The following is a 26,369-nucleotide window of genomic DNA, read 5'->3' on the forward strand; positions in this document are numbered from 1 at the left end:
CTACCCCAAACAAGATGGCGTTACCTCCCATTCCTTACGCGCTCGTGCGCCCGCTCCTCTTTACCTTGGACCCGGAACAAGCGCACGAACTGACCTTGGCTGCTCTCTCCCGCTACGGCAAATGCGTCGCCCCCCCTCCACCACCCGAAGCCGCGCCTGTCACCGTGATGGGACTCCGTTTTCCGAATCGGGTGGGTCTGGCAGCCGGTTTGGACAAAAACGGGATTGCGGTCGATGGGCTGGCGCACCTCGGTTTCGGCGCGATCGAAGTCGGCACGGTCACGCCGAGGCCCCAGCCGGGCAACCCCAAACCGCGGCTCTTTCGCCTTCCCGAAGCGCAGGCGCTGATCAACCGCATGGGGTTCAACAACGACGGCGTGGAGGCGCTCGTTGCCCATCTGCGCCACCGCCGTTTTCGTGGGATCCTGGGGATCAACCTCGGCAAGAACGCGACGACCCCGATCGAAGCCGCGTTCGACGACTACCGCATGGGAATGCAAGCGGTTTGGGAGATCGCCGATTACGTCACGATCAACATCTCCTCCCCCAACACGCAACAGTTGCGTTCCTTGCAGGAGCGCGACGCCCTTGCGGCGCTCCTGGACGGACTCAAAGCGGAGACGGTTCGCCTCGAAGCGAAAAGCGGGAAACGCACCCCGCTGGTGGTCAAGATCGCCCCGGACCTGGACGACGATGCGATTGCCGCAATCGCCGAAACGCTGGTCACGTTCGAGATCGACGGCGTGATCGCCACCAACACGACGATTGCGCGGGATGGCGTCGCGCACCTGCCGCACGGCAACGAAACTGGTGGCCTTTCCGGACGCCCCCTCTTTGCACGCAGCACTGCGGTGGTACGCGCACTTGCCGACGCCCTTCAGGGTAAGATCCCCATCATCGCTGCCGGCGGAATTTTGTGCGGAGACGACGCACGCGCGAAACTCGCAGCAGGCGCAACCCTCGTGCAGATCTACACCGGTCTGATCTATCGCGGCCCCAAGCTCATTGCGGAGGCGATAGCAGCGACGGCGGCAGAATGCTCGCGCCAGAAGGGGGAAGCGGCGTAACGGGCGTTTGTTCCTGATCGAGCCCCGCCATCGTCTCGAGCCGGATCGTCACCCTCCGATTGCGCGCCCGCCCTTGCGGGGTGAGATTGTCGGCGATCGGGCGCTGATCGGCGTACCCCACCGCTGCCAGGCGGCTTGGGTCGACACCCTCTTGGACGAAGAAACGCACCACCGCTGCCGCGCGCGCCGCAGAGAGCTCCCAGTTGGACGGAAACGCAGCACCCGGCCGCAACGGCACGTTGTCGGTATGACCTTCGACTTGGATCGGGAAATCGCCGCTTTGCGCCAGGACCCGAGCGATGGGACGCAACGCCGACAGCGCAACGGGCGAAAGGTTTGCTGAGCCGCTGGGGAAAAGGATCTCCGCCCCCACGTCGATCGTCACGCCAAACGCCCCTTCGGTCACCCGCACGTCACCGTTTTCGATCATCGGTGCCAGTGTCGCGCGCACCGCATTCGCGGTCTGAGCCGTCGCTTCCAGCGCCGCCTTGACCCGGGCTTCGCGCGACGTCTCCTCGTCGCCCTCTTTTCCGCCACGCCGCTTCACCGCGAGCGGCAACCCGGCGACAACGGCGGGGATCACCGACTCTTCCCGCCGCTCGCCGGGTTTCGGCACCAGAACACCCGCCCGAAACGCTTCATAGATCGACTCGGAGAGGACCCGGTACTTCCCTTCGTTGACCGACGAGATCGAATACATCACCACGAAGAAAGCAAAAAGCAGCGTGATGAAATCGGCATAGCTCACGAGCCAGCGCTCGAGGTTTTCGTGCTCCTCCCCTTTTTTCCGTCGCGCCCGTGCCATCGCCATTCCCGCTACCCAGTCGCCCCACTACCCGGTTCTGCTTCGGGCTCACTCCCGGGCAGGAAACTGCGCATCATTCCCTCGACGAGCCGTGGGTTTTCGCCGCTTGCAATGCCGACGAACCCTTCGACCAGCATCTGGCGGGTCAGGATCAGTTCGGCCGCGTAGGTGAGGAGTTTTTTCGAGATCGGGATATAGAGCAGGTTCGCCGAATAGACGCCGTAGATGGTGGCGACGAACGCCACCGCGATGCCACTGCCCAATTGAGCGGGGTCGGCAAGGTTCTCCATCACGTGGATCAACCCCAGCACCGCGCCGATGATTCCGATGGTCGGCGCGTAACCGCCAGCCGACTCCCACACCTTGGCGCGCACCTTGAACTGCTCTTCGAGCACTTCGAGTTCCGTGGTCAGCACCTCGCGCAGCCGTTCAGGTTCGATACCATCGACCAGAAGTTGCAACCCTTTGCGCACGAACGGGTCGGTTTCGCTCGCGATTTTGATCTCCAGCGCCAACAACCCTTCACGGCGCGCGGTACGCCCCCATTCCACCGCTTTGGCGATCCACTCCTCGGGGTCGCTCACCGGCGTGCGAAAGAGCCACCCCAACATTTTGAGCGCATCGACGAAAATCGGCCACGGCGTTTGAACGAAAAGCGCCGCGAAAGTCCCACCGAAGACGATGAGAAACGCACCGAACTGGACGAGCGAAAGGGGGTGCCCCCCTTCGACGACGAAACCGCCGACGATCGCAACCAACCCAAGCAGCAAGCCGACGACCGTGGTGAAATCCTTCATCCGCTCGCTCCCGGATCGTCCTTGGCGGCTTGCTTACGCGGCCGGCCACGCCGCTTTCCTGCCGCGGCCGATTGTCCCAAAAGCTGCGCGCGGATGCGCGCAATCGCCGACGAGAGGATTTGCGAGACGCGCGATTCGCTCACCTCGAGCACCGCGCCGATCTCTTTGAGGTTGAGTTCGTGTTCGTAGTAAAGCGCGAGCACCGTCTGTTCGCGTTCCGGCAGTTGCGTGATCGCGTGCGCGATCCGGGATTGCAATTCCCGCCGTTCGGCGAGCGCTTCCGGATTGGCCGAATCGTCGCCAAGGTGGCGCTCGAGGAAATGCGCCGCTCCGGATCGCCCCTGGTCCTCATCGATCAGGTCGTCGTAGTAGAGAACCGCATGGCCTTGCGCCGCGGAAAGGGTCGCAAAATAGTCTTCAAGTGACCAGCCGAGCGCATCGGCCACTTCCGCGTCCGACGGTTGCCGTCCCAATTGGTGGGTGAGCCGCTCGATCGCCGCTTCGACCTCGCGCATCGCCTGCCGCACCGAACGGGGCACCCAGTCGTTGCCGCGCAGCGCGTCGAGCATCGCACCGCGTACCCGCGCCACCGCGTAGGTTTCGAACTGCGCGTCGTCCTGGACTTCGTAGCGTTCGATCGCCTCCAGTAGCCCCATCATGCCGTACTGGATGAGATCGTCAAGCATGATGTTGGCGGGCAGTCGCGCAGCGAGCTGCATCGCCATCCGCTTGACCATCGGGGCGTAGTGTTGGACCAGTTGGTTGACGTCACGTGTGGTTTTTCCCGCCATACCCCACCATTTTGGATCGGGCGCATCCCGACAGCCGACGAAAAATGCGCGGTCGAGCTGTGCCAGCCACCGAGCGCGCGCAGAACCGCTAGCGTTCTTTTTACCACAACGCGGCGGGGATAGGGTCACACTCACGCGGCTACGCCCTCCGCCGGCCAAAAGGTATCGAGTAATGCTAATGGCGCGGCTTGCCAAACGGGTAACGAGGTTTGGCGCACGATCGCGCGCTGCAGGTGGGCAAGGAAGCGGGCCGCTTCGCGCAGATCGGCGCCGTCGGCAAGGAGCGTGATGCGATCGACCCCCAGATGGACGAGTTCGCGCGCCCGCTCGAGCGCCGCCCGCCACCCGCTGCCGCTCACCTCCGCCAAGAGCCAATGGCGCGGGGTGGAGGTCAGCCACCACGACGCGTCGGCAACGCTTGCCCCACCGCCAAAGAGAACCACCACGTCGTAACGCCGCGCGTGGTGCTCGAATGCGGCAAAGAGCCGTTCGCGCTGGGTTTCGTCGAGAAGCGGAAGCGCCACTGCCGCGGCTTTCAGGTTGAGGTACCCCCACCCTTGACGCAAGGTGAGATCGAAGCGTTGCCGTGGGGATTGCGTCTGCAACACCAACAACAGGTCTGCGGGTCGCCCCACGCCGCGCGCTTCGGGCAACGTTACCGAAGCGGTTGCTTCATCCGCAAGCAGCGCCCGGCCGCTCACCGTGACCAGACGCGCCATGAACCGTTCCGTCATCCGGGCCCAGTCGCGCCCCGCGGCATAGAGGCTATGCATCGCCGGGGGTTCGCGGCGAAACCAGCGCCGTAGCGTCGCTGCTTGATCGTCATGTCGCCACATCCTGCACCTCCGTCATGCACTGGCCGCGTGCGCCAACCACAGTGCCGCATCGTCTGCCGCAACCCGCCACGGCGCCTCTTCGCCGCGATTCACGCGAAAGGCGCGGTCGAGCAGATAGGCGCGATTCGGCAGATGGAGATCTTCGGGTACCCGCTGGCCGTTGGCCACGTAATGCACCAGAAGACGATGGCGCACGACCACGTCGACTGCAGCAGCGAGCGAGACCGCTTCGTCCGTTTTGGTGATGATCGCGCCCGCCAGCCCTTCCCCACCGAACGCCCGCACGACATCATCGAGCGTATCGCCTCGGCTCGCTGCGTTGAGACAGAGCAACCGTTTGACGACACCGCCCCCGGAAAGCATCGCGATCTGTTGCGCGACCGCTTTGTCGCGCTGGCTCAGCCCCACCGTGTCGATCAAGACGATGTGTTTGGTCGCCAGCTCTTGGAGGGTCAACCGCAGGTCTTGCGCGTCGCGCACCGCGAAGACCGGCACCCCCAGAATGCGTCCGTAGATGCGCAACTGCTCTTGCGCTCCGATCCGAAAACCGTCGGTGGTGATCATCGCCACGCGCGCGGCACCGAGCTGCACCACGCAGCGCGCGGCGATCTTCGCAGTAGTGGTGGTCTTGCCGACCCCCGTCGGCCCCACGATCGCATAGACCCCGCCTTTGGCGATCAATTCGTCGTCGTCACCGACCACCGCCAAACGCGCGCCAAGCCGCGCTTTCGCGGCCTCCCGCGCCGCGTCGGCCTCGGCGTGCGCTTCGATCTTGTCGCAGATCGCGCGCGCCAACGCCGGGGAAAAACCGGCGTCGAGCATCTCACCCAACACACGCGCGCGCCCCGGCGCTTTGCGGATCGCTTCGTTCCACGCAAACCCTGCCAGCTGCTGCTCGATGAGCGCGCGCACCTGCTGCAATTCACGCGCGAGCAGCGCATTCTGTTCGTGCAACGTCTCGATCTGTTGCGTCACCGTCGGGGACACCGCTGCCGCCGACGGTGGTTCCGGCTCAGCGACACTCCGTCCCGCGTCGCGCCCGAGCCGCTTCTGCAACGCTTCGAGCCCTGCTTTGACCCGCGCCGCTTCGCCGGCAGCGGCAACATCCTCTTGCCGCGCCGCGTAGTCTGCGGTGACGATGCGGGGCGGTTCGAACGGGCGGATCGTTTTGGGTTTCGGCGCACTGCTTTGCTTGACCGATGCCGCGGGGGGAGGTGATGATGCGATTTCGCTTGCGGGCATCGCGATGATCTCGACGCCACCGGGCACCGAGCGGTTCGCGAGTACGATCGCGTCCTCCCCCAGTTCTGCTTTGACCAGTTTCAGGGCTTCGCGCGCGGTGGCAGCTCGAAACTTTTTCACGTTCATGGTGGTCGCACTCCTTCACTTCGTGCGGTCTTACCGCCATTATCGCGGCGAAACCAGGAAATCGACGTGAAGAGAAGGCGGGGAAAACCGCCGCAATTTCGGCGCTATGCGGCCCCGATCATCTCGACGATCTCGATCCCACGGTTGTCGGGCATCTCGGCGTGCGACAACACCCGCAACATCGGGACCGATCGCTTCAGGAAGCGCGCAAGCAACCAGCGCAATTGGGGCGGGACGAGGAGGATCGGCGCTTTGCCGCTCTGCTCCATCCGCTGCGCGGCTTCGGAAATCCGGCGCAGCAGCGTATCGGCAAGCCCCGGTTCGATCGCTCCTTGCGCCGCCCCGCTCACCGCTTGCGACAGCACCCGTTCGAGCCCCGGATCGAGCACCAGCACCGGCACTTTCTGCTGCCCCGGCACGAGCGACTGCACGATCGCGCGCCCGAGCGCCTCCCGCACCCGGCTGGTGAGTTCGTACGGATCTTGCGTCTTCGGCGCATGTTCGGCGAGCGTCTCCAGGATCGTGCGCAGGTCGCGGATCACCACCCCCTCTTCGAGCAGCAACTGCAGCACTTTGTGCAGCAGCGTCACCGTCACGAGCGACGGCACCACGTCTTCGACCAGTTTCGGCGCCTCTTGCTTGAAGCGATCGAGAAGCGCCTGCACCTCTTCGCGCCCCAGCAGCTCTGCTGCGTGGTCGACCAGAATCTGGTTGAGGTGGGTGGCAACCACGGTCGCGGCATCGACTACGGTGTACCCCAACGCGTACGCCCGTTCGCGTTGCGCGGCGTCGATCCACATCGCCGGCAAACCAAACGCCGGGTCGGTCGTTTCGCGTCCTGAGAGCGGCCCGGTCACCTGCCCCGGATTGATCGCCAGATATTGGCCAGGGAAGACCTCGGCGCTCGCGATTTCGACCCCTTTGACGATCACGCGGTAGACGTTCGGTTTGAGCTCCAGGTTGTCGCGAATGTGAACGGTGGGGGGCAAAAAGCCCACCTCTTGCGCAAAGCGCTTGCGCAGCCCGCGAATCCGTTTGATCAGTTCGCCCCCTTGTTGCGGGTCGACAAGCGGGATCAGCCGATACCCCACCTCCAACCCCAGCACGTCCACCGGCTGCACATCGTTCCACGTTGCCTCGACCGTCTCTTCGGTGGGCGGAGGCGGCGCGGTTCGCGCCGCTGCCGCGGCTTTCGCGGCTTCGTGCTGCCAGCGCTTCCACGCCAGGAACCCGAGCCCGCCTGCGATGAGCAGAAAAACCAGATTCGGCATCCCCGGGATCGTCCCCAGCAGCCCGACGATCGCCGCCGCAATCATCAGGACCGGCGGTTTGCTGAAGAGCTGCCCCAAGAGCTGGCCACCCACGTCTTCCTCTTGTTCCTCTTCTGCGACGCGAGAGACCACCATCCCCGCGGCGATCGAAATCATCAACGAGGGAATCTGCGCCACCAACCCGTCACCGATCGTCAGCAGCACGTAGGTGTCGATCGCGCGGCCAAAATCCATACCGTGGCCGATCGTCCCCACCGCGAGTCCCCCCAGCACGTTGATCAGCGTGATGAGGATGCCTGCGACCGCGTCGCCGCGCACGAATTTCGACGCACCGTCCATCGCACCGTAGAATTCGGCCTCTTTCTGAATCTCGCGGCGGCGACGACGCGCCTCGGCTTCGTCGATCAGACCCGCGTTGAGGTCGGCGTCGATCGCCATCTGCTTTCCGGGCATCGCGTCCAACGTAAACCGCGCGCTCACCTCGGCGATCCGTCCGGCCCCTTTGGTGACCACGGCAAAGTTGATGATCACCAAAATCACGAAGACCACCACGCCGATTGCGGTGTTCCCACCCACCAGGAACTGTCCGAACGACTCGATCACCTTACCGGCGGCGTCGGGCCCGGTGTGCCCTTCCAAGAGCACCACGCGGGTAGACGCGACGTTGAGCGAAAGGCGCAAGAGTGTCGTCACCAACAGCACCGCCGGGAATGCCGCGAATTCAAGCGGACGCTGCACGTACATCCCCACCAGCAGCACCACGATGCTCATCGCGATGTTGAAGGTAAACATCACGTCGAGGAAGAAGGGGGGTAGCGGCAGCACCATCATGGTGAGCACGAGGAAAATGAAGACCGGCGCTGCCAAGAGCTTGAGTTTCGTCGGCGTCAGGAAACGGCGCCAGTCGAGCGCGGCAAGGTTCATCGGGCTCGCCACTTAGCTTCTCCTCACGAAGGCTTCGGTTGCTTCCTCAGGGGGTGGTACATAGAGCGGTTCGGGAATCTCCAGCTCTGGCGGCAATTCCGGTTTCGGGCCGCCACGCGCCATCCATTGGTCGAGCTGATAGACATACGCCAACACTTCCGCTACCGCAAGATAGAGCCCGGCGGGAATCGCTTCCCCCACTTCGGTATGGACATAGAGCGAACGCGCGAGCGCTGGCGCCTCGACACGCGGCACTGCATGCGCTTCGGCCAATTCGCGGATTTTGAGCGCGACCGCGCCGCGCCCCTTCGCGACGACCACCGGTGCCGCCATCTTCTGCGGTTCGTAGCGCAACGCTACCGCGAAATGGGTCGGGTTGGTCACCACGACGGTCGCTTTCGGCACCTCGGCCATCATCCGCCGCCGCGCCATTTCACGCTGCACCGCACGGATACGCCCTTTGACCTGCGGATCCCCTTCCAGCTCTTTGTGTTCGCGCTTGACCTCCTCTTTCGTCATCCGCAGGTTCTTGGTGTAACTCCACAGCTGATACGGCACGTCGGCTGCGGCGATCAGCGCGATCGCACCCACCAACCACAGCGCATCCCAACCGATCGCGTCGACGAATTGGGCCGCGGCGTGTTCGAGCGGCATGCGGATGAGCGCGAGTACCCGGTCGGTTTCCGAAGTGAGCGTCCACCAGGCCACTACGCCCACCAGTACCGTCTTCGCCACCGCTTTGGCGAGTTCCACCAGCCCATTGAGCGAAAAGACCCGTTTGATCCCCTGCATCGGATTCAAGCGGCTCCATTTCGGCGCGAGCAGTTTGGGTACGAACAGAAACCCGCCGACCGCGACGTGCCCCGCCACGGCAGCAACCAGCAGAAAGAGAAAGAGCGGCGTCAACGCGAGCAACGTCTCTTTGACCACGTACGGCAACAGCGCAAGGAGCGTCGTCACCTCGAACGCGCGCTCGGTTCCGAACGACCACACGGCCTGGACCAAACGGGCGATGCGCTCCCCCATCCAGCTACCGGTGACCATCAGCACCGAAACGCCTACCAGCAACACCAAGAAAGAGGCCAGTTCCCGCGACTGGGGAATTTGCCCCTCTTCCCGCGCCTGCTCGATCCTTCGCGCAGACGGCTGTTCGGTCTTTTCGAGGTCGCTCTCTTCGGCCATCGCGCCGCTCACCTGCTTCGACAGGCTCCATTATCACGGCGCCGCGCGTGTCGCATCACGGAGAAAACGAGGCAAAAAAGCGGCTATTTGTCGATTGCGTCGAGCCCGTGGATGCGCATACCGACGACGATACCCCGTTCCCGAAACCAGCCGCCGGGCATTTCGAGCGCCCAGCGTACCGGTTGTGCGGCGCAGTGGGGCGTCAGCGTATGGGGTGCCATCTCGGCGATATTGACGATGCGGCCAGCATCGTCGAGAAACGCCACCGCGAGCGGCAACGGGGTGTTTTTCATCCACATGCAGTGGCGGTCAGGAAACGGAAAGCGAAAGAGCATCCCGTGATTGGGCGGCAGTACTGTGCGAAACATCAACCCCTGTTCCCGTGCGCGTTGCGTCGCTGCCAATTCCGCAGTGATCTGATAGAGCCCAGCGCGCAGTGTCACCCGAGGCAACGGGGGATCGGCGATCACCGTACCGCTCCAGCCGCTCAACCAACCCAACACAGCGAAACAGACTACCCATCCCGCGCGGCGCGCACGCGCTGCAAACCCCCAACCGAAAACCATCGCACCTCCTCGCGCCAACCTGCGCACCGTTTCATTCCAAGTTTATACTGCACGGCATGAACCCCACCGTCTCATCACCCCGAAACCGCCTTCGGGCTCGGTGGTACCGCATCCTTGAAAGTACTCAAAAGCGAATGCAAAGAAACACGCTCGTGCCCGCACTGTGGCAAACCCCTTACTGGGCGCACACCGCAGCAAGAGGTTTCGCCACCGCAATGACTCACAACCGTGAGCCGACCGCACCCCGCTTCACAATGCGCCATTCGCCCGGCTGAAGCCGCAAGTTGCGCAGATCGTAAGGGCCGATTGCAATGCGGACGAGCCTGAGCGTCGGAAACCCCACCGCTGCGGTCATCCGCCGCACCTGGCGGTTACGCCCCTCGCGGAGCGTCAGTGCGATCCAACTCGTCGGCACGCTTTTGCGAAACCGCACCGGCGGCACACGCGGCCACAGATCCGGCGGCACGATTCGCACCGCGTGCGCGGGCAGGGTCACCCCATCCTTGAGGCGAACGCCGTGACGCAGTTGCGCGAGCGCCGCGTCACTCACCTCCCCTTCGACCTGGACCCAATAGGTCTTCGGCCATTTGAAGCGGGGGTCGCTGATCCGCGCCTGCCACGGGCCGTAATCGGTGAGCAGCAAAAGCCCCTCGCTCTCTTTGTCGAGCCGCCCGGCTGGATAGACGTTGGGAACGGGCACGTACGCCCGCAATGTCGCTTCCGGCGGTTCCCCGGAAAATTGGCTAAGCACCCCGTACGGTTTGTTGACCGCAATCAAAATCGGCACGATTTTTTTGGCAACCAAGAAAGACGCGCAGTAGAATAACAAGAAACGACAATGGAATCCACGCGATGACGCCCCCAACCTCCCCCTGGCTTCGCCGCTTGCCCGGCAGCCGCAAAGCCCCCGCCGGTTTGGAATGGAAGCTATTCAAACGCCTGCCGCGCTGGTTTGCTGGAGGATTGCTGGCGTGTGCATTGCCACCACTCATCGCGCGGTGGTGGTATGCCGATCTGGGACCGGCCGCGGAAAAATACCTCAACACAGTGGATATCCTCACGCTCGCAGCACTGGTGCTCCACGTCATCATCGTCTTCACGGTGGGGTTCGGCTGCTTGGTGGTAATCATCATGAAAGGGCACGGCTATGTTGCCGATGGCATCGAGGTGCCTTCGAGCCGCGAAGACGACCTCGCCGACTTGCGCGCACGCGAAGCGTTGAAACGGGACACCATCCTCCACAAACCACAAAACGGACGATGATCCCGGCCGAGTTCGTCACGCTGCTCTTTTCCGCAGCCAGCATCGAGCGCTGGAACGACCATCCACGCCCGATGCCTTTCACGGAGCTCGACAAGCAAGCGCACAAAGCGATCATCGCGTGGGTTCTGGCGCGCGCCGAGGAAGATGCGGGCAAATCGATCGACTGGGAAGCGCTCATCGGCGGCACCATCGCCGAGTGCCTCCACCGCATCGTCCTCACCGACTTGAAACCGCCGATCTTTCACCGTTTGATGGCGGAAAAGGGGCAAGCGCTTACCGAATGGGCGCTCGAACGGCTGGCGCCCGCCGTCACCCCGGTCGCTGACGGCGCGCTCTTTACGGCGATTCGCACCCACCTCACCGCACCAGCGCCCACCCTCGAGCGCCGTATTCTCAAAGCGGCGCACTACTTAGCTACGCAGTGGGAGTTTCGCCTGATCTACCACACCGCCCCCTTCCTCTACGGCATCGAACAGACGAAAGCCGCGATCGAAGGGGAGATCGAAGCGCACTACGACCTCATCGGCGTACAAAAAATCGCGCTGGGAAAACGCCTCTTCGGTTTCGTCGACCTGGTCGGGCAGTTGCGTTTCCAACAGCGCTGGGCGCAGACGCCGCGGCTACCGAAAACCTCAGTGCTCGGGCATCTGCTGTTCGTCGCGATTTTGAGCTACTGCGGCGCACGGGAGCTGGGTGCGAAGAGTGTGCGACGCCGCTGCAATGCCTTTTACGGCGCGCTCTTTCACGACCTGCCGGAAGTGCTCACCCGCGATGTGATTTCGCCGATCAAACGCGAAGCGCCAGGCGTGGAAGCACTTCTCAAAGCGGAAGAACGGCGGTTGATGGCCGAAGTGCTTTTGCCGCTTCTCCCCGACAATTGGCATGCACAACTGCGCGCCTATACGGAAACGGAATTCGCCTGCCGGGTGCGCGAACACGGGGAATGGCGTATCCTCGCGGACGAAACGGTACCGGAAGCGCTCGACCGTGATGCCTGCGACCCGATCGACGGCCCGCTCATCAAAGCGATGGACGAACTCGCCGCGCTCACCGAAGCGGCGCAATCGCTCGCCCATGGCGTTCGGGCACCGGCGCTGGTGGAAGCGAACCTCCGCCTGCCTGAAAAGTATCACGGTAAACGCCTAGGGGCACTCGATCTCGGCGCCCTGTTCGCTGTGCTGCGGTTCGAAGGGTAGCGAAGGGAGATTGAATCGCTGAAGATCATCAAATTGGGGGAATGACCATGACAGCCGCTGTGGATGATCTCCAACGCCTAACAGTGAAAAACTTTGGGCCTATCGTCGAGGCCGATGTTGAATTCGGTGATTTGACGGTGCTGGTGGGACCACAGGCAACCGGGAAGAGCGTATTCCTACAACTGCTGAAACTGCTGGTGGATACCGCAATCATCCATCAAGAGTTCGCCCGCCACGAAATCGATTGGCGCAACAATCTGAACGATCTATTCGAAATCTACTTTGGCGAAGGCATGTCCAGAATTTTCAGCAAGGAAAGCCAGGTTTTCGTGGACGATAAGCCCTTGCCATTGGAAGGATTAGCCAAACCGCAATTATCATCCGCATCATCCGAACGCATATTCTACATTCCAGCGCAACGGGTACTCAGCATGCGGGATGGCGTGACCCATCCTTTCACTGATTACCGGGCGGGTGATCCTTTCTGCCTAAGGGAATTCAGCGAAAAGCTGCACGTTCTGGTCCAGGGGGAATTCGTTACGGGCAAATTTTTCCCCCAGACCAACCGCCTTAAAAAGTGTCTCCGCAATCTGGTGGAAGGTCAGATTTACGGCAACCTATCTCTCATCAAGGACTCTTCTGGCTATCAGAAACGTATCGTCCTGGAAACTCGAGAGAAAGCCCGCTTACCCTACTTGGTCTGGTCAGCAGGACAACGAGAATTCACTCCGTTGCTTTTGGGTTTCTATTGGTTGTTGCCACCATCCAAAACGCCTCGCCGCCAGGCCTTACGATGGGCCATCGTCGAAGAACCGGAAATGGGCCTCCATCCCAATGCCATTTCAGCCACCCTGGCAATCGTGTTGGAACTGCTGGCGCGAGGTTATCGAGTCTGCATCTCCACTCACTCTCCCCATGTGCTCGACGTGATCTGGGCATTGCGCTTTCTCATAGAACATGGCGGCAGGAGAGAGGATGTCAAAGATATGCTCGGTCTCAAAGGCAGTGGAGCAGATAAAATTGCCAATGCCGCGTTGCAAAAGAACTATCGGACCTACTTCTTTTCCCACCACCAACCCGTTATTGACATTTCCAGCCTGGATCCCGGCGCTGAAAAGCCAGAAATTTCCGGCTGGGGAGGGCTAACCGGCTTTTCGGGCCACGTGGGGGAAATTGTCGCTCGCGTTGCCCGGCGCTGGGAGGAACATGCCGCATGAGTCAGTTCTGTGAAGGGGTGGCAAAAGCACAGGGTCTGAATGCCAGCCATTGCCACCCCGGACTTCAGGCTTTGGGTTCCAACGCACACAAAATCCAAGTTGATGACACCCGCAAGCTCACCGGCAGCATCGATTTGGATTCAGCACTTGCAGTAAATTATCCAAACAGCCCCCGTTGGGATTATGGGGTCGGTTACGATCAACGCTGCCAAGAAGCAGCCTACTGGATTGAAGTGCATCCGGCGGACACTTCCAAAGTGAAGGAGGTCATCGACAAACTCCAGTGGCTCAAACAATTCCTAGCGCGCAATAAAGACCTTCGGCAACTGACCAAAAATGCGAACAACCCTTACCGTTGGGTCGCCTCTGGTCGGGTCAAAATACCGAAAAACAGCCCTCAGTTCCGCTTGCTCTGCCAACAAGGCCTTTCTTTTCCCCGGTCAAACGTTACGATCCCATGACTGATCGCCATGCATCTCTCATCAACACTTCGCTACTTCCCACGCCGCATTGGCCATCACCGCCTCTTCGTTGGTCGCCACCACCGCCACCGCGACGCGGCTTGCTGCCGCTTCGATGCGTCGATAGCCATCAGGTAGCCTTCCCACCGCCGCTGCATTCGCTGCGTCGTCGATCACCACGCCAAGCCACGCGGCGTATTGGGCGATGCGGGCACGCACGGGCGCTGCGTGTTCGCCGATCCCGCCGGTGAACACCAGCGCATCCAACCCTTGCAGCGCCGCAGCCAGCGACCCCAACTCTCGCGCGGCCCGGTAACAGAAGAGCTCGACCGCTTCACGCGCTTTCGGGTCGTCGCTTGCCAGGAGCGTGCGCATGTCGGAACTGAGTTCGGAAACGCCGAGCAACCCGGATTCGCTGTAGAGGATGTGTTCGATCGCGCTCGCGTCACGTTTTTCGTGTTGCAACAAATAAAGCACAACCCCCGCATCGATCGTCCCGCAGCGGGTACCCATCATCAAACCATCGAGCGCGGTGAACCCCATCGTCGAAGCGACGCTCTTGCCCCTGTAAAGCGCGCACATCGACGCACCGTTGCCCAGGTGGGCCACCACCACACGCCCCGCCGCGCGCTCCGGTCCCAGAACTTCCGGCAAGCGCCCGGCCACATAGGCGTAAGAGAGACCATGGAATCCGTAGCGTCGCACCCCCGCCTCCCAGTAACGGCGCGGCAAGGGCATCATCTGCGCCTGCCACGGCTGCGAGCGATGAAACGCGGTGTCGAAACAGGCCACCTGGAGCCAATCAGGGTGGCGGGCGCGCAACAACCGGATCGGCCGCAGATTGTGTGGCTGATGAAGCGGCGCCAGCGGAATCAACGCTTGGAGTTGCGTCAAGACCCCATCGTCGATCGCCACCGGCGCAGCGAACTCGTGCCCGCCATGCACCACGCGATGCGCAACGGCCGCCACCGTCACCCCGGCCAAATGTGCTTCGATCCACGCCAACAGCGCCGTGAGCGCCGCGTCATGCTGTGCCTCCAGGTCGCCGTCGAGCGGTAACGCGATCCGTCCCTCGGCGGCTTGACTACCCGCTTGGGCGCGCACCGCGGCAGTGGCAGTTGGCTTGTTGCCCAGGGGGGCCGCGTTGGCTTCTTGCGCGCCTGCTTCGTTAGCGCACTGCCACTGCAACTGCGCCGCCCCTAGACCAATCCCGTCGATCTTTCCCCACCACTGCGCGGTAGATGCCACCCCGTTTTCGTCACACGGAAACAGGGCGAATTTGAGGCTGGAAGAGCCCGCGTTCAAACAGAGGATCGCCTGGGTGTGCGGTTGCGGTTCGATCATCATTTTTTCGTTCCTGGGTCGTTTCGTCCGAGAAACCCGCTGCGCCGTCTCCAGCGCGTCACGGAACCACTCGCGGCGGCCCTCATCGCCAGATCGGTCACGACGGCAACGCCATCCCTTGCGCTTTCGCCGCAACCAGAATCTGCGCAAGCGCACAGCTCGCCACCCGCGTTTCCGGGGTGTCGGCGCGGCTGGTGAGCACGATCGGCACCTTCGCCCCCAAAACGATTCCCGCCATCAGCGCATTCGCCAGATATTCGAGCTGCTTCGCCAGCATATTGCCTGCTTCCAAGTCGGGCACGACCAGAATGTCGGCATTGCCCGCAACCGCAGAGCGGATCCCTTTGACCTTTGCCGCGACGAGCGAAACCGCGTTATCGAACGCCAAGGGGCCATCCAGCAACCCTCCGGTGATCTGTCCGCGGTCGGCCATCTTGCAGAGCGCCGCCGCCTCGACCGTCGAGCGGATCTTCGGATTGACCGTTTCGACTGCGGAGAGGATCGCCACTTTCGGTTCGGTGATCCCGATCGCATGCGCCAGATCGATCGCATTCTGCACGATGTCGCGCTTCTCTTCGAGCGTCGGTTCGATGTTGATCGCCGCGTCGGTGATCATCAGCGGATGCGGGTAGGTGGGAACGTCGGCAAGGAACACATGGGAAATGCGGCGGTCGGTCCGCAACCCCCGCTCTTTGTTCACCACTTCACTCATCAATTCGTCGGTGTGCAGCGACCCCTTCATCAACGCCGCGCACTCCCCTTTGCGGCAAAGCGCCACCGCCACTTCGGCAGACGCGTGCGAATGGGGCGTATCGACGAGCGTGATGCCGTCGAGCGACACCTCCAGTTGCTCGGCCAACGCGGTGATGCGCGCCCGCGGACCCACGAGCACCGGGTTGATCACCCCCGCCTCCTTCGCCTCCAACGCCCCCAAAAGCGCATATTCGCTGCACGGGTGCGCCACCGCCATCCGCACCGGCGGCAACCCGCGCATCAGGCTCATCAGGTGCTGGTAGCGGAGTTCCTTATCAGAGATCGTCACTTCCGGCAGAGCGACCCGCGGCCGCCGGATCTTCTCCGTGGGCGCGACCACCTCCGCGGTGCCATCGATCACCAGCAACCCCTCCTGGTTGGTCGCCGTGCAATCGAAAAGCACGTGGTGGTTGTGGGCGAACTTTTCCCGAACCGTGACCCGCGCGGTGAGCGTATCCCCGATCGCGATCGGGCGGTGGAAACGCAAGTCTTGCCGCACATAGACGGTGCCGGGCCCAGGGTATTCCGTCCCCAAAATCGCGGAAAAGAGCGCCCCACCCCACATCGAATGGCCGACGATTTCGCGAAACTGACCCGATCGGGCGAACTCCGGGTCGACGTGCGTCGGGTTGAGGTCTCCCGAAAGCACCGCGAAAAGGTGGATGTCCTCAGGGCGCAGCGTCCGGGTGATCTCTGCCCCCTCACCCACGGTGATCTCTTCGAAGGTCTTGTTCTCGATCCACACCACCGGGTGCGCGTTCATCATGATCGGTTCCTTTTTGCTGCACCGCATCAATGTACCCTTTTTCCCGCTTTCTTGCAACCGAAGCGGCAAACTGGCGTGCTAAACTCGCCCATGATGACAAACCATGGCTACGGTGTGTTGCTCTATGAAAGCGCGTCAATTCTTTATCGCAACGCTCAAGGAAGATCCGTCGGATGCCGAAATCGTCAGCCAAAAGCTGATGATCCGCGCCGGTTTCATCAAAAAGGTCGCAGCGGGTATCTACACTTGGACCCCGTTGGGACTCAGGAGCCTGCGCAAAGTCGAAGCGATCGTGCGCGAAGAGATGAACCGCGCCGGGGCGCTCGAACTCCTCATGCCCGCAGTGCAACCCGCGGAGCTGTGGCAAGAGTCGGGACGATGGACCTTCTACGGTCCGGAGTTGCTGCGCTTCAAAGACCGGCATGAGCGCGATTTCGTGATCGGCCCCACACATGAAGAGGTGATCGCCGATTTCGCCCGCCGCGAAATCAAAAGCTACAAGCAGCTCCCCAAACACTTCTATCAGATCCAGACCAAATTCCGCGACGAAATCCGCCCCCGTTTCGGCGTGATGCGCGCCCGCGAATTCATCATGAAAGACGGTTATTCGTTCCACGCCTCGTTTGCGGACCTGGAGCGGGAATACCGCAATATGTACGATACGTACACCCGAATCTTCACCCGGCTGGGACTGGAATTCCGCGCCGTCGCCGCAGACACCGGCTCGATCGGCGGCACCGGTTCGCACGAATTCCACGTGATCGCCGAAACCGGGGAAGACACGATCGCGTACTGCCCCACCTCCGATTACGCCGCAAACGTCGAACTGGCCGAAGCGCTTGCTCCGCAAGGTGACCGTCCTGAGCCCACCGCCCCCTTGACCGAAGTGGCCACGCCGGGGGTGAAAACGATCGCCGATCTGGTCGCGTTTCTTGAGATCCCCATCGAACAGACGGTCAAAGCGGTGGTCGTGGAAAGCGAAGGCGGCGAACCCGTGCTGCTCCTGTTGCGCGGCGACCACGAACTCAACGAAATCAAAGCGCAAAAACTGCCGGGAATCAAGAATCCGCTCACCTTCGCCAGTGAAGCCGCGATTCGCGCCGCATTCGGCGCTGGCCCCGGCTCACTCGGCCCCGTCGGATTCAACGGGCGGATCATCGCGGACCGAACCGTCGCCAAAATGGCCGATTTCGTCACCGGCGCGAACCGTGACGGCTACCACTACACCGGCGTCAATATCGGTCGCGACTTTCCCGAACCCGAAGTGGCCGATTTGCGGAACGTCGTCGCCGGCGACCCCTCCCCGGATGGCAAAGGGGTACTCGCGCTGTGCAAAGGGATCGAGGTGGGCCATATCTTCCAGCTGCGCACCAAATACTCCGAAGCGATGCAGTGTACGTTTCTCGACGAAACCGGTGCGGAACGCCCGATGGAGATGGGCTGTTACGGCATTGGCGTGACCCGCATCCTGGGTGCCGCGATCGAACAGAACCACGACGCGCGGGGCATCATCTGGCCAGAGCCGATCGCACCGTTCGAAGCCGTGGTCTGTCCGATCGGTGCGACCAAATCGCCTGCAGTCGCCGAAGCAGCAGAGCGGATCTACCGCGCGCTCAGCGACGCGGGCATCGACGTGATCCTGGACGACCGCAACGAACGCCCGGGGGCGATGTTCGCCGACTGGGAATTGATTGGTGTGCCGTGGCGACTGGTCGTGAGCGAACGCGGTCTGAGCGCGGGGACCGTGGAAATCCGCCACCGCCGGGCCGCGGACAATATGGTGCTTCCGGAAGCCGAGGCGCTCGCTCAGGTGATCGCCGCGATCCGCAATGCGAAGACGGGGGATACGCACGCAACATGATCCGCGGCGCGAAGCGCACCGGCACGTTCCTGCTCCTCTTTGCGCTCCTTAGTGCGCCCCCTACCCTCCAGGCGGGCGCACAGCGCTACGAACCGCTTGCCGACGCGGTGCGCGCCGCGCTCGCTACCGCGACCCAAGCCGACGCGCCACCGCCCATCGCCACCCTTGCGGCGACTTTTCCCGAAAGCGCCCAATGGGTTGCGAAGCAGCAATCGCGGGTTGCACGCTATCTTCCGGACCCCATTGAACGTGACGAACTCCTCTACACCGTCTGGTACGAAGCGGCGCGCGCGGGGCTTCCCCCCGATCTGGTGCTCGCAGTGATCCACGTCGAAAGCCGCTTTCGTAAATATGCCGTCTCCACGGCTGGAGCGCGCGGCTACATGCAAGTGATGCCTTTTTGGGTCGATCTCATCGGCACCCCGGAACACAACCTTTTTCACCTGCGCACCAACCTCCGGTACGGAACCGTAATCCTGCGCCACTACCTTGATATCGAACAGGGCGATCTGGTGCGTGCGTTGGGCCGCTACAACGGGAGCCTGGGGGACCCAACCTACCCCAATTTGGTCTTTGCCGCGCTGAACCACTATCGCTAACCGAAAGGCGCAACGATGACCATCGCTTCGCTTCCCCGCAGCGTCGTCGCGTTGGGGTTCGTCTCGCTGCTCATGGATCTCTCTTCCGAGATGATCCATAGCCTTTTACCGCTCTTCCTAGTTACTATCCTTGGCGCCTCGCCGGTTGCGATCGGGATCATCGAAGGCATAGCGGAAGCGACCGCCGCCATGGTCAAAATTTTCTCGGGGACGCTCTCCGACCGTTTCCAGCGTCGCAAACCGCTGATTTTGCTCGGATACGGCCTCGCTGCCGTGAGCAAACCGCTCTTTCCACTCGCCAACAGCGTCGAAACGGTGCTGACTGCCCGCTTTCTCGATCGCATCGGTAAAGGGATACGCGGCGCCCCGCGTGACGCTCTCATCGCCGACGTCACCCCCGAAACCCAACGGGGTGCGGCGTACGGCCTGCGTCAAGCGATGGACACCATGGGCGCCTTCCTTGGCCCACTCACAGCGGCGCTCCTCATGGCAACCACGGACGACAACTTTCACCTGGTCTTTTGGGTCGCAAGCCTGCCCGCGCTCTTGGCCGTCGCCTTTATCCTCTTTGCCGTAACCGAACCGCCACGCAGCACGCAGACTCACCCAAGCCGCACGCCGATCACCCTTGCGGCAGCTCGCGAACTCCCGCTCCGTTTCTGGTCGATTTTGGCTTTAGCGGCGATCCTTGCGCTCGCCCGCTTTTCCGAGGCGTTTCTCCTTCTGCGCGCCGAAAACTTGGGTCTGGCTGCCACCTGGACACCGTTGGTGCTGATCGCGATGAACCTCGTCTATGCCGTGAGCGCTTATCCTTTCGGCAAAGGATTCGATAGCGGGCAGCGTCGGGCCCTTCTGCTCTGGGGCATTGGCTTCTTGATTGTCGCCGATCTTCTCCTTGCGCTCGCCGACCACTTTTGGTTCGTCTACGTTGGCGCGATGTTCTGGGGCTTACACATGGGCGCCACGCAAGGCCTCCTCTCCGCCTGGGTTGCCGAAAACGCGCCGCACCACCTGCGCGGCACCGCTTTTGGTCTGTTCAACCTGATCAGCGGCGTGGCCCTCCTCGGTGCCAGTACACTCGCCGGAGGGCTTTGGTCTGGAATCGGCCCCAAGGCAACGTTTCTCAGTGGGGCAGCCTTCGCAACCATTGCCGCGATCGGCCTGATCGCGAGCCGAGCGTGGCAAAACCGTTGACGAGACGCCAAAAGCCGACTACTGCGATTGCGGCAGCAGTTCCACCTCCCCGCGAACCCGCACCGTCACGGTTTCCAACTCGCCCGTGATCGGAACCGGCGCGGCTTCGCGTGCGGCCAGAAACGCAACGCCTCGCGGCACGCCCGGCTGCGCGGTCGGATAATCGAGGTCGATGCGAACGAGCCGATAGCCCGAAAAACCCAACGTTTGCGTCACCTGCTCGGCTCGATGCCGGAACGCATGCAATGCTTGTGCCACCAACGTATCGAGCGTTTTTCGCCGTTGCGCTTCCGAAACGGTTCCGGTAAGCGCTACCAACAGCAATCCCTCTTGTTGAAGCGCCCCCACCAAACGCCCCAGCGCTGAATTGTCGTCGCTCACCAACCGAAGCTGCTGCTGCACCACCCACCTCCGAAAGGCGCCTTCCCGGTCCCGCAGCGCTTCGGTATGGTAGCCGGTCGTGTACGCTTCGATGCCCGGAACCCGGTTTGCCCGCTTCAACGCCGCATCGATCTGGCGATTCACCCGATCGGCGAGCTCGGCGGGGTCTTGCCCTTCTGCCTGCGCGCGCAAAAGCGCCACCGTGCGATCGTGCGCTACCTCGGCCGAAACTGCTTCGGCAAACGCCACCCGATGCAGCCGTTCCGTTTCGGCAAAGATGGGTTGCGCAAACAGCAGCGACGCCGCTAGGAGCACGCTGCCCGTGGCATTGCGCAGAGAATTTCGCTTCGTCATTGCGCCACCACCTGTTTCAACACCGCCTGCTGGAAAGGACGGAACCACGCCGCTGCGGTGAGTGCCGCGCGCCGCGCCACACGTGCGGGAAACGCATCGCGGGTATAGAGCGTAGCCACCAGATTGGTCGCTTGGTAGAGCGGCCAGGTGGCGCGGCGGTGCGTTCGCTCATAGGTCAAGAGATGGCGCTGCGCATGCAGCGGCGCGCCCGCGGCCAGCGCAGAGGCGAGCGCTTCGGTGAGCCGCACCGCGCTCGCCAGCCCGAAATTGAATCCGTGGGCCGTGACCGGGTGCATTCCCACCGCGGCGTCGCCGATCAACGCCACCCGCCGCGCCACGAAATCGTGCGCATAGACCGCAACGAGCGGGTAAGCGAAGCGTTCGCTCACCACCGTCATCCGCCCCAACCGTCCGTCGAAGCGACGCGTGAGCTCATCTGCCAACGCGGCATCCGAAAGCGCCATGAGCCGCGCGATCTCCGCGTGCGCCATCGTGACCACGATCCCGCTCACGTTGTGGTTGAGCGGCAACAGCGCCAATGTCTGGCCACCGTAGCCGAACCACTCCCATGCCACGTGCCCGTGCGGCGCGTCGTGCGTCATGCGCACGAGCATCATCGTCCGCTGGAAGTCGAGTCGGCTGGCACCGATCCCCACCTGCGCCCGCACCCGCGAAAAACGGGTATCGGCGGCAACGAGCAACGACGCTCGGAACGTCCTGCCGTCTTCCAGCGTGAGCGACACCTCGCGGTCACCCCGCACCACCGACGCGACCCGCGCCCCAGTGATCAGCGTCGCAGCACCGCGCTCGGTCACCGTCTCGTACAACGCGCGACGGATCCAGTGGTTAGGAACCAACAGACCGATTGCATCGGTTCCCGCGTCGGCTGCGCGAAAACGCAACGCCAGGAGCGACGGGCCGTCGAAGACCTGCGCATCTTTGAGCGGCGACACCTCCGCTTCCGGAATATGCGACCAGACCCCCAAGCGTTCGAGCGTGGCGCGCGACGCGTAGGTGAGCGCGATCTCTCGGCCATCCGGTGCGGGATCAGCGAGCTGCGCTTCCGGTTGCTGATCGAAAAGCGCAACGCGCAATCCCAATGGTGCCGCCGCCAACGCAAACGCCAATCCTGCTGGACCAGCGCCCACCACCGCAATGTCGTACTGGTTCATCGCATGCTCCTTCGTGCTTCGCCTTTACGCACCTCCGGTCCCACCCACGGTGATCCGCTCGATCCGAAGCGTCGGCTGCCCCACCCCTACGGGGACGCTCTGCCCCTCTTTACCGCAGGTGCCAATTCCCGGGTCCAACGCCCAGTCGTTCGCGATCATCGTCACCTGCCGCATCACTTCCGGCCCATCGCCGATCAGCGTCGCTCCCTTCACCGGATATTGGATCTTGCCGTTCTCCACCCAGTAGGCTTCGCTCATCTCGAAGACGAACTTACCGGAGGTGATATCGACCTGCCCGCCGCCGAACTGCACCGCGTAAATGCCGCGATCGAGGCTTGCCACCACCTCTTCCGGCGCGTATGGGCCGGGGCGCAGGTAGGTATTGGTCATGCGCGGTAGCGTCAAATGGGCGTAGGATTCGCGCCGTCCGTTACCAGTAGGACGCATCCCCATCAAGCGCGCGTTCAGCCGGTCGTGGAGGTACCCGACGAGCACCCCATCTTCGATCAACACCGTCTCGCCGGTGGGAGTGCCTTCGTCATCGACGGTGAGCGAGCCGCGCCGTTCGGGCATCGCCCCGTTGTCCACCACCGTCACCCCTTTCGCCGCGACAGTTTCACCAAGCTGTCCGCTGTATGCAGAGACCCCTTTGCGGTTGAAATCGCCTTCGAGCCCGTGACCCACCGCTTCGTGCAGCAGCACCCCCGGCCAACCCGATCCCAGCACCACCGTCATCTCGCCCGCCGGTGCGGGACGCGCTTCGAGATTGACCTGCGCCTGGCGCACCGCCTGTTCGGCCAAGCGGTCGAGCACCGCGTCGTCGAAACGTTCGAGCCCATAGCGCCCGCCGATCCCGGCGGACCCCACTTCGCGCCGTCCGTTGTCGTGCGCGATCACGGTGAGCGACAAGCGCACGAGCGGCCGAATGTCGTACGCAAGCGTCCCATCGAGCCGCGCAACGATCACCGCTTCCCACACCGCAACGAGATGCGCCATCACCTGATCGAGTCTCGATTCCAACGCCCGTGCTTTGGCTTCCAAGCGCTGCAACAGCGCCACTTTGTCGGTAGCGGCCAAGGTGTGAACCGGATCGACCGCCGGGTATTGCGGCGTAACGGCCGCTACCCGCGCAAGCGGCACCGCAGTGACACCCGCCTGCCCCTGCGCGGCAATCGCCCGGACGGTTCGCGCCGCGTCACGCACTGCGTCCGGCTCAAGGACATCGGTGTAGGCGAGCGCCTGTTTTTCGCCATGGATCGCCCGGGCGCCGACCCCTGCGTCGATCGAAAAGCTTCCCGCTTTGACGATCCCCTCTTCCAGTGACCACGACTCCGCATGGCGATATTGAAAATAGAGGTCGGCATCATCGACCGCGTGGCTGGCGATCTCCTGCAATACCCGCGAAACGGCGTGCGCGTCCCACCCCAGTGGCGCCCACAGATGGCGCTCGGCCAGATTCCAACGCTCGATGTTCGTGTTCTCTTGACTCACTGCGCAATTCCCCTTTGCCGACATTGCCCCCACAAGGGTGCTATCATTTTTCCATGACTGCTCATTCTAACAACGCAACGACCCATCCCGCGCTCTCCGCCCTTCGCCCCCCGGCATGGCTTGGCGCAGAGGCGGGCGAACGCCTCGTCGAGCGGCTGGAGTATCTACGCCATACGCCCGCGCGCATCGTCTGGGTAGGAGAAGGCACCGCATGGGCCGATTCGCTCGCCACGCGCTACCCCAACGCCGCGTGCTGTGGCTATCGGCCCGACGAAACCCCCGCCGGTAGCGCCCCGCTTTCCCCCTCAGACGCGGCTTGCGATGACTCGTTCCTTGCACGACTGAAAAAACGGTTCGCAAAAGACAAGCGGAAAAGCGCCACCGTCTCTTTTCGCACTGCCGACCCGTTGCACCTGCCCGAAGAACCGGGCGGGATCGACCTTTTTTTCAGCAACTTGTTGCTCTACCGCGCCGCTGACCCCACACAACTTCTGGCCGCATGGCAACCCCTACTCGCCGAGGATGCACCGCTTTTTTTCGCGACGTTGGGTCCCGACACCCTGAAAGAACTCAAAGCGGCATTGGCTTGCGACTCAGCTCCGCCATGGCCACCGTTTTTGGACATGCACGACCTGGGGGACATCCTGGTACGGTTGCGCTACGCCGAACCGGTGATGGACATGCAAATGCTCACGGTGCGTTACGAACGTCCCGAAACGCTCCGCACCGATTGGGGCCCGTGGCTGGGGCTTGACGCAGCTGAGCGCATCAACGCGATCCCTTTTCCGTTTACCTTGACCGTGGAGCTCGTCTTCGGGCACGCATGGCGCGTCACCCGTCTAGCGCAACCGCAGCAAGACCCCCGGGCGCCGCGCCCCATCGTCTGGCAACCTCGCCCCGGAAAACCTCAGGAACCTACGACACCGCAATGACCACGCCGATCTGGATTTTCGACCTCGACAACACGCTGCACCACGCCAGCGCCGCGATCTTTCCCCACCTCAACCGCCAGATGACCGCCTATTTGATGCGCCACCTGGCGCTCGACGAAACGGAAGCGAACGCGCTTCGGGTGCGCTATTGGCGCGCCTACGGCGCGACGCTCGTCGGGCTGATTCGCCACCACCGCATCAACCCGCGCCATTTCCTGCGCGAAACCCACCGCTTCGACAATCTGGCCGCGCACATTCACGCCCCGAAGCGGCTGGCGGCGACGCTGGCGAAATTGCCCGGCGCCAAAGTCCTTTTCACCAACGGACCCCGCGAATACGCGCGCGCCATTGTCGAACACCTGGGGATTCACCGCCACTTCGTTCGCCTCTTCGCGATCGAAGATCTCGATTACAACCCCAAACCGCGCCGCCGCGCCTATGCTACGGTACTCCATGCGATGAAAGTCGCGCCTTCGCGCTGCATCCTCATCGAAGACAGCGCCGAAAATCTCGCACCGGCGAAGCAACTGGGCATGACCACCGTTTGGGTCACCCGCGCGCGCGGCTTACCGCCCTACGTCGACTGGAAGATCGCTACCGTCACCGACCTTCCGAAAGTGCTGGGGCGGTGGGGCGCTCGGTCATCGCACCCCCGATTGTTCCTTCGCTGACTGTTCCCTCGTCGCCGGGCTCGCCCCTGGCAATGCGACGAGCACAGTCAGCCGCAGCGCCCGCTCAAGCCCCTTCCCGCAGCCACTCGGCCACTTCCAGCGCAAAGTAGGTGAGTACCGCGTCAGCGCCGGCCCGCTTGAACCCCAAGAGCGCTTCAAGCACACACGCGCGGCGCTCCAACCACCCGTTCTGCGCCGCAGCAACCAGCATCGCGTACTCGCCGCTCACCTGGTAGGCGAACGTTGGTACGCCAAAGGTCTCTTTCACGCGTCGCACGATATCGAGGTAGGGCATCCCGGGCTTGACCATCACCATGTCCGCCCCCTCTTCGAGGTCGAGCGCCACTTCGCGCAGCGCTTCGTCGGAATTGGCGGGGTCCATTTGGTAGGTATATTTGTTTCCTTTGCCCAGATTCGCCGCCGAACCCACCGCGTCACGGAATGGGCCGTAGAAGCTGGACGCGTATTTCGCCGCGTAGGAAAGGATCCGCACCTGGCTATGCCCAGCAGCGTCGAGCGCTTGCCGGATCGCACCGATACGCCCGTCCATCATGTCCGAAGGCGCCACCACGTCGGCCCCAGCTGCGGCATGGCAAAGCGCCTGTTTGGTGAGCGCCGCAACCGTCTCGTCGTTCAACACGTAGCCGGTGGGGTCATTGCGCGCAATCAAACCATCTTGCCCGTGCGCGGTGTAGGGGTCGAGCGCTACGTCGGTGATCACCCCAAGCTCCGGCGCTGCGCGCTTAAGCGCCGCGACCACCCGGGGCACCAACCCGTCGGGGTTCCACGCCTCTTCCGCCCCCCAACTCTTCTTCTCAGGCGGCACCACTGGAAAGAGCGCGATCGCGGGAATACCCAGCTTCGCCGCTTTCTCCGCCAACGGCAACAAACGGTCGAGCGTCACCCGCTCCACCCCCGGCATCGACGCCACCGCTTCGCTACGATCCTTCCCTTCCAACACGAAAACGGGCCAGATCAGATCATCGACGGTGAGCGTGTGCTCACGCATCAAGCGGCGTGAAAAATCGTCGCGCCGCATCCGCCGCATCCGCACCGCGGGAAACGCCCCCATGGGAACAACCATCGCACGGCTCCTTGTAATGGTCC

The 26,369-nt window shown here is 62.9% G+C and carries 25 protein-coding genes; 10 read left to right on the forward strand and 15 right to left on the reverse strand.

Annotation, left to right across the window (positions count from 1 at the left end):
- The first annotated feature begins 29 nt into the window (after positions 1–29).
- Positions 30–1,067 carry a quinone-dependent dihydroorotate dehydrogenase gene (locus tag HPTL_RS08440; protein WP_179949097.1) on the forward strand — a complete coding sequence of 346 codons (1,038 nt, stop codon included), beginning with the start codon at positions 30–32 and terminating at the stop codon, positions 1,065–1,067.
- Here HPTL_RS08440 and motD read toward each other — a convergent pair.
- The 9 genes from motD to HPTL_RS08485 all read right to left on the reverse strand — a co-directional run bounded on the left by motD (position 1,003) and on the right by HPTL_RS08485 (position 10,412).
- Entirely contained in the window at positions 1,003–1,878 is an 876-nt protein-coding gene (motD, locus tag HPTL_RS08445; RefSeq protein ID WP_231999979.1) for a flagellar motor protein MotD, read from the reverse strand. The two genes, HPTL_RS08440 and motD, sit on opposite strands and share 65 nt — an antisense overlap.
- Positions 1,879–1,883: 5 nt before the next feature.
- Positions 1,884–2,669, reverse strand: coding sequence for a flagellar motor protein (locus HPTL_RS08450; protein WP_119335593.1), 786 nt, complete (start codon positions 2,667–2,669; stop codon positions 1,884–1,886).
- Complete coding sequence (locus HPTL_RS08455; RefSeq protein WP_231999980.1) at positions 2,666–3,595, reverse strand: RNA polymerase sigma factor FliA; 930 nt, start codon at positions 3,593–3,595, stop codon at positions 2,666–2,668. Before HPTL_RS08455 ends, HPTL_RS08450 begins: the two co-directional genes overlap by 4 nt.
- Complete coding sequence (locus tag HPTL_RS08460; RefSeq protein WP_119335594.1) at positions 3,592–4,296, reverse strand: hypothetical protein; 705 nt, start codon at positions 4,294–4,296, stop codon at positions 3,592–3,594. The genes HPTL_RS08455 and HPTL_RS08460 overlap by 4 nt, the downstream gene beginning before the upstream one ends.
- 12 nt (positions 4,297–4,308) lie before the next feature.
- Complete coding sequence (flhF, locus tag HPTL_RS08465) at positions 4,309–5,664, reverse strand: flagellar biosynthesis protein FlhF (RefSeq protein WP_119335595.1); 1,356 nt, start codon at positions 5,662–5,664, stop codon at positions 4,309–4,311.
- 104 nt (positions 5,665–5,768) lie between these two features.
- Complete coding sequence (gene flhA / locus HPTL_RS08470) at positions 5,769–7,859, reverse strand: flagellar biosynthesis protein FlhA (protein ID WP_119336144.1); 2,091 nt, start codon at positions 7,857–7,859, stop codon at positions 5,769–5,771.
- Positions 7,860–7,871: 12 nt separating this feature from the next.
- Positions 7,872–9,041, reverse strand: a complete 1,170-nt coding sequence (gene flhB, locus HPTL_RS08475; protein ID WP_119335596.1) for a flagellar biosynthesis protein FlhB — start codon at positions 9,039–9,041, stop codon at positions 7,872–7,874.
- An 83-nt stretch (positions 9,042–9,124) separates the two neighbouring features.
- Positions 9,125–9,607 carry a DUF192 domain-containing protein gene (locus tag HPTL_RS08480; protein WP_119335597.1) on the reverse strand — a complete coding sequence of 161 codons (483 nt, stop codon included), beginning with the start codon at positions 9,605–9,607 and terminating at the stop codon, positions 9,125–9,127.
- A 220-nt stretch (positions 9,608–9,827) separates the two neighbouring features.
- Positions 9,828–10,412: a pseudouridine synthase gene (locus HPTL_RS08485; protein ID WP_408610095.1), complete on the reverse strand. Its 585-nt coding sequence runs from the start codon at positions 10,410–10,412 to the stop codon at positions 9,828–9,830.
- 47 nt (positions 10,413–10,459) lie between these two features.
- Here HPTL_RS08485 and HPTL_RS08490 point away from each other — a divergent pair, with 47 nt between their 5' ends.
- From HPTL_RS08490 to HPTL_RS08505, 4 genes are read left to right on the forward strand one after another with little or no spacing between them, the layout of a single operon-like run.
- Positions 10,460–10,870, forward strand: coding sequence for a hypothetical protein (locus tag HPTL_RS08490; protein ID WP_119335598.1), 411 nt, complete (start codon positions 10,460–10,462; stop codon positions 10,868–10,870).
- Positions 10,867–12,066, forward strand: a complete 1,200-nt coding sequence (locus tag HPTL_RS08495; RefSeq protein ID WP_119335599.1) for an HD domain-containing protein — start codon at positions 10,867–10,869, stop codon at positions 12,064–12,066. Before HPTL_RS08490 ends, HPTL_RS08495 begins: the two co-directional genes overlap by 4 nt.
- Before the next feature lie 47 nt (positions 12,067–12,113).
- Entirely contained in the window at positions 12,114–13,283 is a 1,170-nt protein-coding gene (locus HPTL_RS08500) for an AAA family ATPase (protein ID WP_119336146.1), read from the forward strand.
- The gene (locus HPTL_RS08505) at positions 13,280–13,744 is read left to right on the forward strand and encodes a hypothetical protein (protein WP_119335600.1); all 465 of its coding nucleotides are present in this window, start codon (positions 13,280–13,282) and stop codon (positions 13,742–13,744) included. Before HPTL_RS08500 ends, HPTL_RS08505 begins: the two co-directional genes overlap by 4 nt.
- 21 nt (positions 13,745–13,765) lie before the next feature.
- On the opposite strand, the gene HPTL_RS08510 is transcribed toward HPTL_RS08505, so the two are convergent.
- Both HPTL_RS08510 and HPTL_RS08515 read right to left on the reverse strand, forming a co-directional pair.
- Positions 13,766–15,091 carry an acetate/propionate family kinase gene (locus HPTL_RS08510; protein WP_197713647.1) on the reverse strand — a complete coding sequence of 442 codons (1,326 nt, stop codon included), beginning with the start codon at positions 15,089–15,091 and terminating at the stop codon, positions 13,766–13,768.
- A 94-nt stretch (positions 15,092–15,185) separates the two neighbouring features.
- Positions 15,186–16,604, reverse strand: a complete 1,419-nt coding sequence (locus HPTL_RS08515) for a bifunctional enoyl-CoA hydratase/phosphate acetyltransferase (protein WP_119336148.1) — start codon at positions 16,602–16,604, stop codon at positions 15,186–15,188.
- 127 nt (positions 16,605–16,731) lie between these two features.
- Between HPTL_RS08515 and HPTL_RS08520 the strand changes: the two genes are divergently transcribed.
- The 3 genes from HPTL_RS08520 to HPTL_RS08530 are packed head-to-tail and all read left to right on the forward strand — an operon-like array spanning position 16,732 to position 20,261.
- Positions 16,732–18,468 carry a proline--tRNA ligase gene (locus HPTL_RS08520; protein WP_119335601.1) on the forward strand — a complete coding sequence of 579 codons (1,737 nt, stop codon included), beginning with the start codon at positions 16,732–16,734 and terminating at the stop codon, positions 18,466–18,468.
- A complete protein-coding gene (locus tag HPTL_RS08525; protein ID WP_119335602.1) occupies positions 18,465–19,067 on the forward strand; it encodes a lytic transglycosylase domain-containing protein in 603 nt (200 codons plus the stop codon). The genes HPTL_RS08520 and HPTL_RS08525 overlap by 4 nt, the downstream gene beginning before the upstream one ends.
- 15 nt (positions 19,068–19,082) lie before the next feature.
- Positions 19,083–20,261 (forward strand): MFS transporter, encoded by a 1,179-nt coding sequence (locus HPTL_RS08530; RefSeq protein WP_119335603.1) that lies wholly within the window; start codon positions 19,083–19,085, stop codon positions 20,259–20,261.
- A gap of 18 nt (positions 20,262–20,279) precedes the next feature.
- Here HPTL_RS08530 and HPTL_RS08535 read toward each other — a convergent pair whose 3' ends face one another.
- Genes HPTL_RS08535 through tldD form a run of 3 tightly spaced genes read right to left on the reverse strand, consistent with a single transcriptional unit; the run spans position 20,280 to position 23,683 of the window.
- Positions 20,280–20,996: an SIMPL domain-containing protein gene (locus HPTL_RS08535; protein WP_119335604.1), complete on the reverse strand. Its 717-nt coding sequence runs from the start codon at positions 20,994–20,996 to the stop codon at positions 20,280–20,282.
- Entirely contained in the window at positions 20,993–22,168 is a 1,176-nt protein-coding gene (gene ubiM / locus HPTL_RS08540) for a 5-demethoxyubiquinol-8 5-hydroxylase UbiM (RefSeq protein WP_119335605.1), read from the reverse strand. Before ubiM ends, HPTL_RS08535 begins: the two co-directional genes overlap by 4 nt.
- A 24-nt stretch (positions 22,169–22,192) precedes the next feature.
- Entirely contained in the window at positions 22,193–23,683 is a 1,491-nt protein-coding gene (gene tldD, locus HPTL_RS08545; protein WP_119335606.1) for a metalloprotease TldD, read from the reverse strand.
- Between the two features lie 29 nt (positions 23,684–23,712).
- Between tldD and HPTL_RS08550 the strand changes: the two genes are divergently transcribed.
- A complete protein-coding gene (locus tag HPTL_RS08550; RefSeq protein ID WP_119335607.1) occupies positions 23,713–24,591 on the forward strand; it encodes a class I SAM-dependent methyltransferase in 879 nt (292 codons plus the stop codon).
- Positions 24,588–25,262 carry a pyrimidine 5'-nucleotidase gene (locus HPTL_RS08555; protein WP_119335608.1) on the forward strand — a complete coding sequence of 225 codons (675 nt, stop codon included), beginning with the start codon at positions 24,588–24,590 and terminating at the stop codon, positions 25,260–25,262. The genes HPTL_RS08550 and HPTL_RS08555 overlap by 4 nt, the downstream gene beginning before the upstream one ends.
- A gap of 64 nt (positions 25,263–25,326) precedes the next feature.
- Here HPTL_RS08555 and hemB read toward each other — a convergent pair whose 3' ends face one another.
- Entirely contained in the window at positions 25,327–26,346 is a 1,020-nt protein-coding gene (gene hemB, locus HPTL_RS08560; protein WP_119335609.1) for a porphobilinogen synthase, read from the reverse strand.
- Positions 26,347–26,369 lie beyond the last annotated feature (23 nt).

It is taken from the genome of Hydrogenophilus thermoluteolus, assembly GCF_003574215.1.
Taxonomy (GTDB): Bacteria; Pseudomonadota; Gammaproteobacteria; order Burkholderiales; family Rhodocyclaceae; genus Hydrogenophilus; species Hydrogenophilus thermoluteolus.

What these genes read in the sequence shown, in the direction of transcription:
- HPTL_RS08555 (WP_119335608.1), top strand. Translation starts at nt 24,588, where the DNA reads ATGACCACGCCGATCTGGATTTTCGACCTCGACAACACGCTGCACCAC.
- HPTL_RS08490 (WP_119335598.1), top strand. Translation starts at nt 10,460, where the DNA reads ATGACGCCCCCAACCTCCCCCTGGCTTCGCCGCTTGCCCGGCAGCCGC.
- HPTL_RS08505 (WP_119335600.1), top strand. Translation starts at nt 13,280, where the DNA reads ATGAGTCAGTTCTGTGAAGGGGTGGCAAAAGCACAGGGTCTGAATGCC.
- HPTL_RS08460 (WP_119335594.1), bottom strand. Translation starts at nt 4,296, where the DNA reads ATGTGGCGACATGACGATCAAGCAGCGACGCTACGGCGCTGGTTTCGC.
- HPTL_RS08495 (WP_119335599.1), top strand. Translation starts at nt 10,867, where the DNA reads ATGATCCCGGCCGAGTTCGTCACGCTGCTCTTTTCCGCAGCCAGCATC.
- flhB (WP_119335596.1), bottom strand. Translation starts at nt 9,041, where the DNA reads ATGGCCGAAGAGAGCGACCTCGAAAAGACCGAACAGCCGTCTGCGCGA.
- HPTL_RS08525 (WP_119335602.1), top strand. Translation starts at nt 18,465, where the DNA reads ATGATCCGCGGCGCGAAGCGCACCGGCACGTTCCTGCTCCTCTTTGCG.
- flhA (WP_119336144.1), bottom strand. Translation starts at nt 7,859, where the DNA reads ATGAACCTTGCCGCGCTCGACTGGCGCCGTTTCCTGACGCCGACGAAA.
- HPTL_RS08520 (WP_119335601.1), top strand. Translation starts at nt 16,732, where the DNA reads ATGAAAGCGCGTCAATTCTTTATCGCAACGCTCAAGGAAGATCCGTCG.
- HPTL_RS08450 (WP_119335593.1), bottom strand. Translation starts at nt 2,669, where the DNA reads ATGAAGGATTTCACCACGGTCGTCGGCTTGCTGCTTGGGTTGGTTGCG.
- tldD (WP_119335606.1), bottom strand. Translation starts at nt 23,683, where the DNA reads ATGTCGGCAAAGGGGAATTGCGCAGTGAGTCAAGAGAACACGAACATC.
- flhF (WP_119335595.1), bottom strand. Translation starts at nt 5,664, where the DNA reads ATGAACGTGAAAAAGTTTCGAGCTGCCACCGCGCGCGAAGCCCTGAAA.
- HPTL_RS08510 (WP_197713647.1), bottom strand. Translation starts at nt 15,091, where the DNA reads ATGATGATCGAACCGCAACCGCACACCCAGGCGATCCTCTGTTTGAAC.
- HPTL_RS08535 (WP_119335604.1), bottom strand. Translation starts at nt 20,996, where the DNA reads ATGACGAAGCGAAATTCTCTGCGCAATGCCACGGGCAGCGTGCTCCTA.
- ubiM (WP_119335605.1), bottom strand. Translation starts at nt 22,168, where the DNA reads ATGAACCAGTACGACATTGCGGTGGTGGGCGCTGGTCCAGCAGGATTG.
- HPTL_RS08500 (WP_119336146.1), top strand. Translation starts at nt 12,114, where the DNA reads ATGACAGCCGCTGTGGATGATCTCCAACGCCTAACAGTGAAAAACTTT.
- HPTL_RS08480 (WP_119335597.1), bottom strand. Translation starts at nt 9,607, where the DNA reads ATGGTTTTCGGTTGGGGGTTTGCAGCGCGTGCGCGCCGCGCGGGATGG.
- motD (WP_231999979.1), bottom strand. Translation starts at nt 1,878, where the DNA reads ATGGCGATGGCACGGGCGCGACGGAAAAAAGGGGAGGAGCACGAAAAC.
- hemB (WP_119335609.1), bottom strand. Translation starts at nt 26,346, where the DNA reads ATGGTTGTTCCCATGGGGGCGTTTCCCGCGGTGCGGATGCGGCGGATG.
- HPTL_RS08550 (WP_119335607.1), top strand. Translation starts at nt 23,713, where the DNA reads ATGACTGCTCATTCTAACAACGCAACGACCCATCCCGCGCTCTCCGCC.
- HPTL_RS08530 (WP_119335603.1), top strand. Translation starts at nt 19,083, where the DNA reads ATGACCATCGCTTCGCTTCCCCGCAGCGTCGTCGCGTTGGGGTTCGTC.
- HPTL_RS08515 (WP_119336148.1), bottom strand. Translation starts at nt 16,604, where the DNA reads ATGAACGCGCACCCGGTGGTGTGGATCGAGAACAAGACCTTCGAAGAG.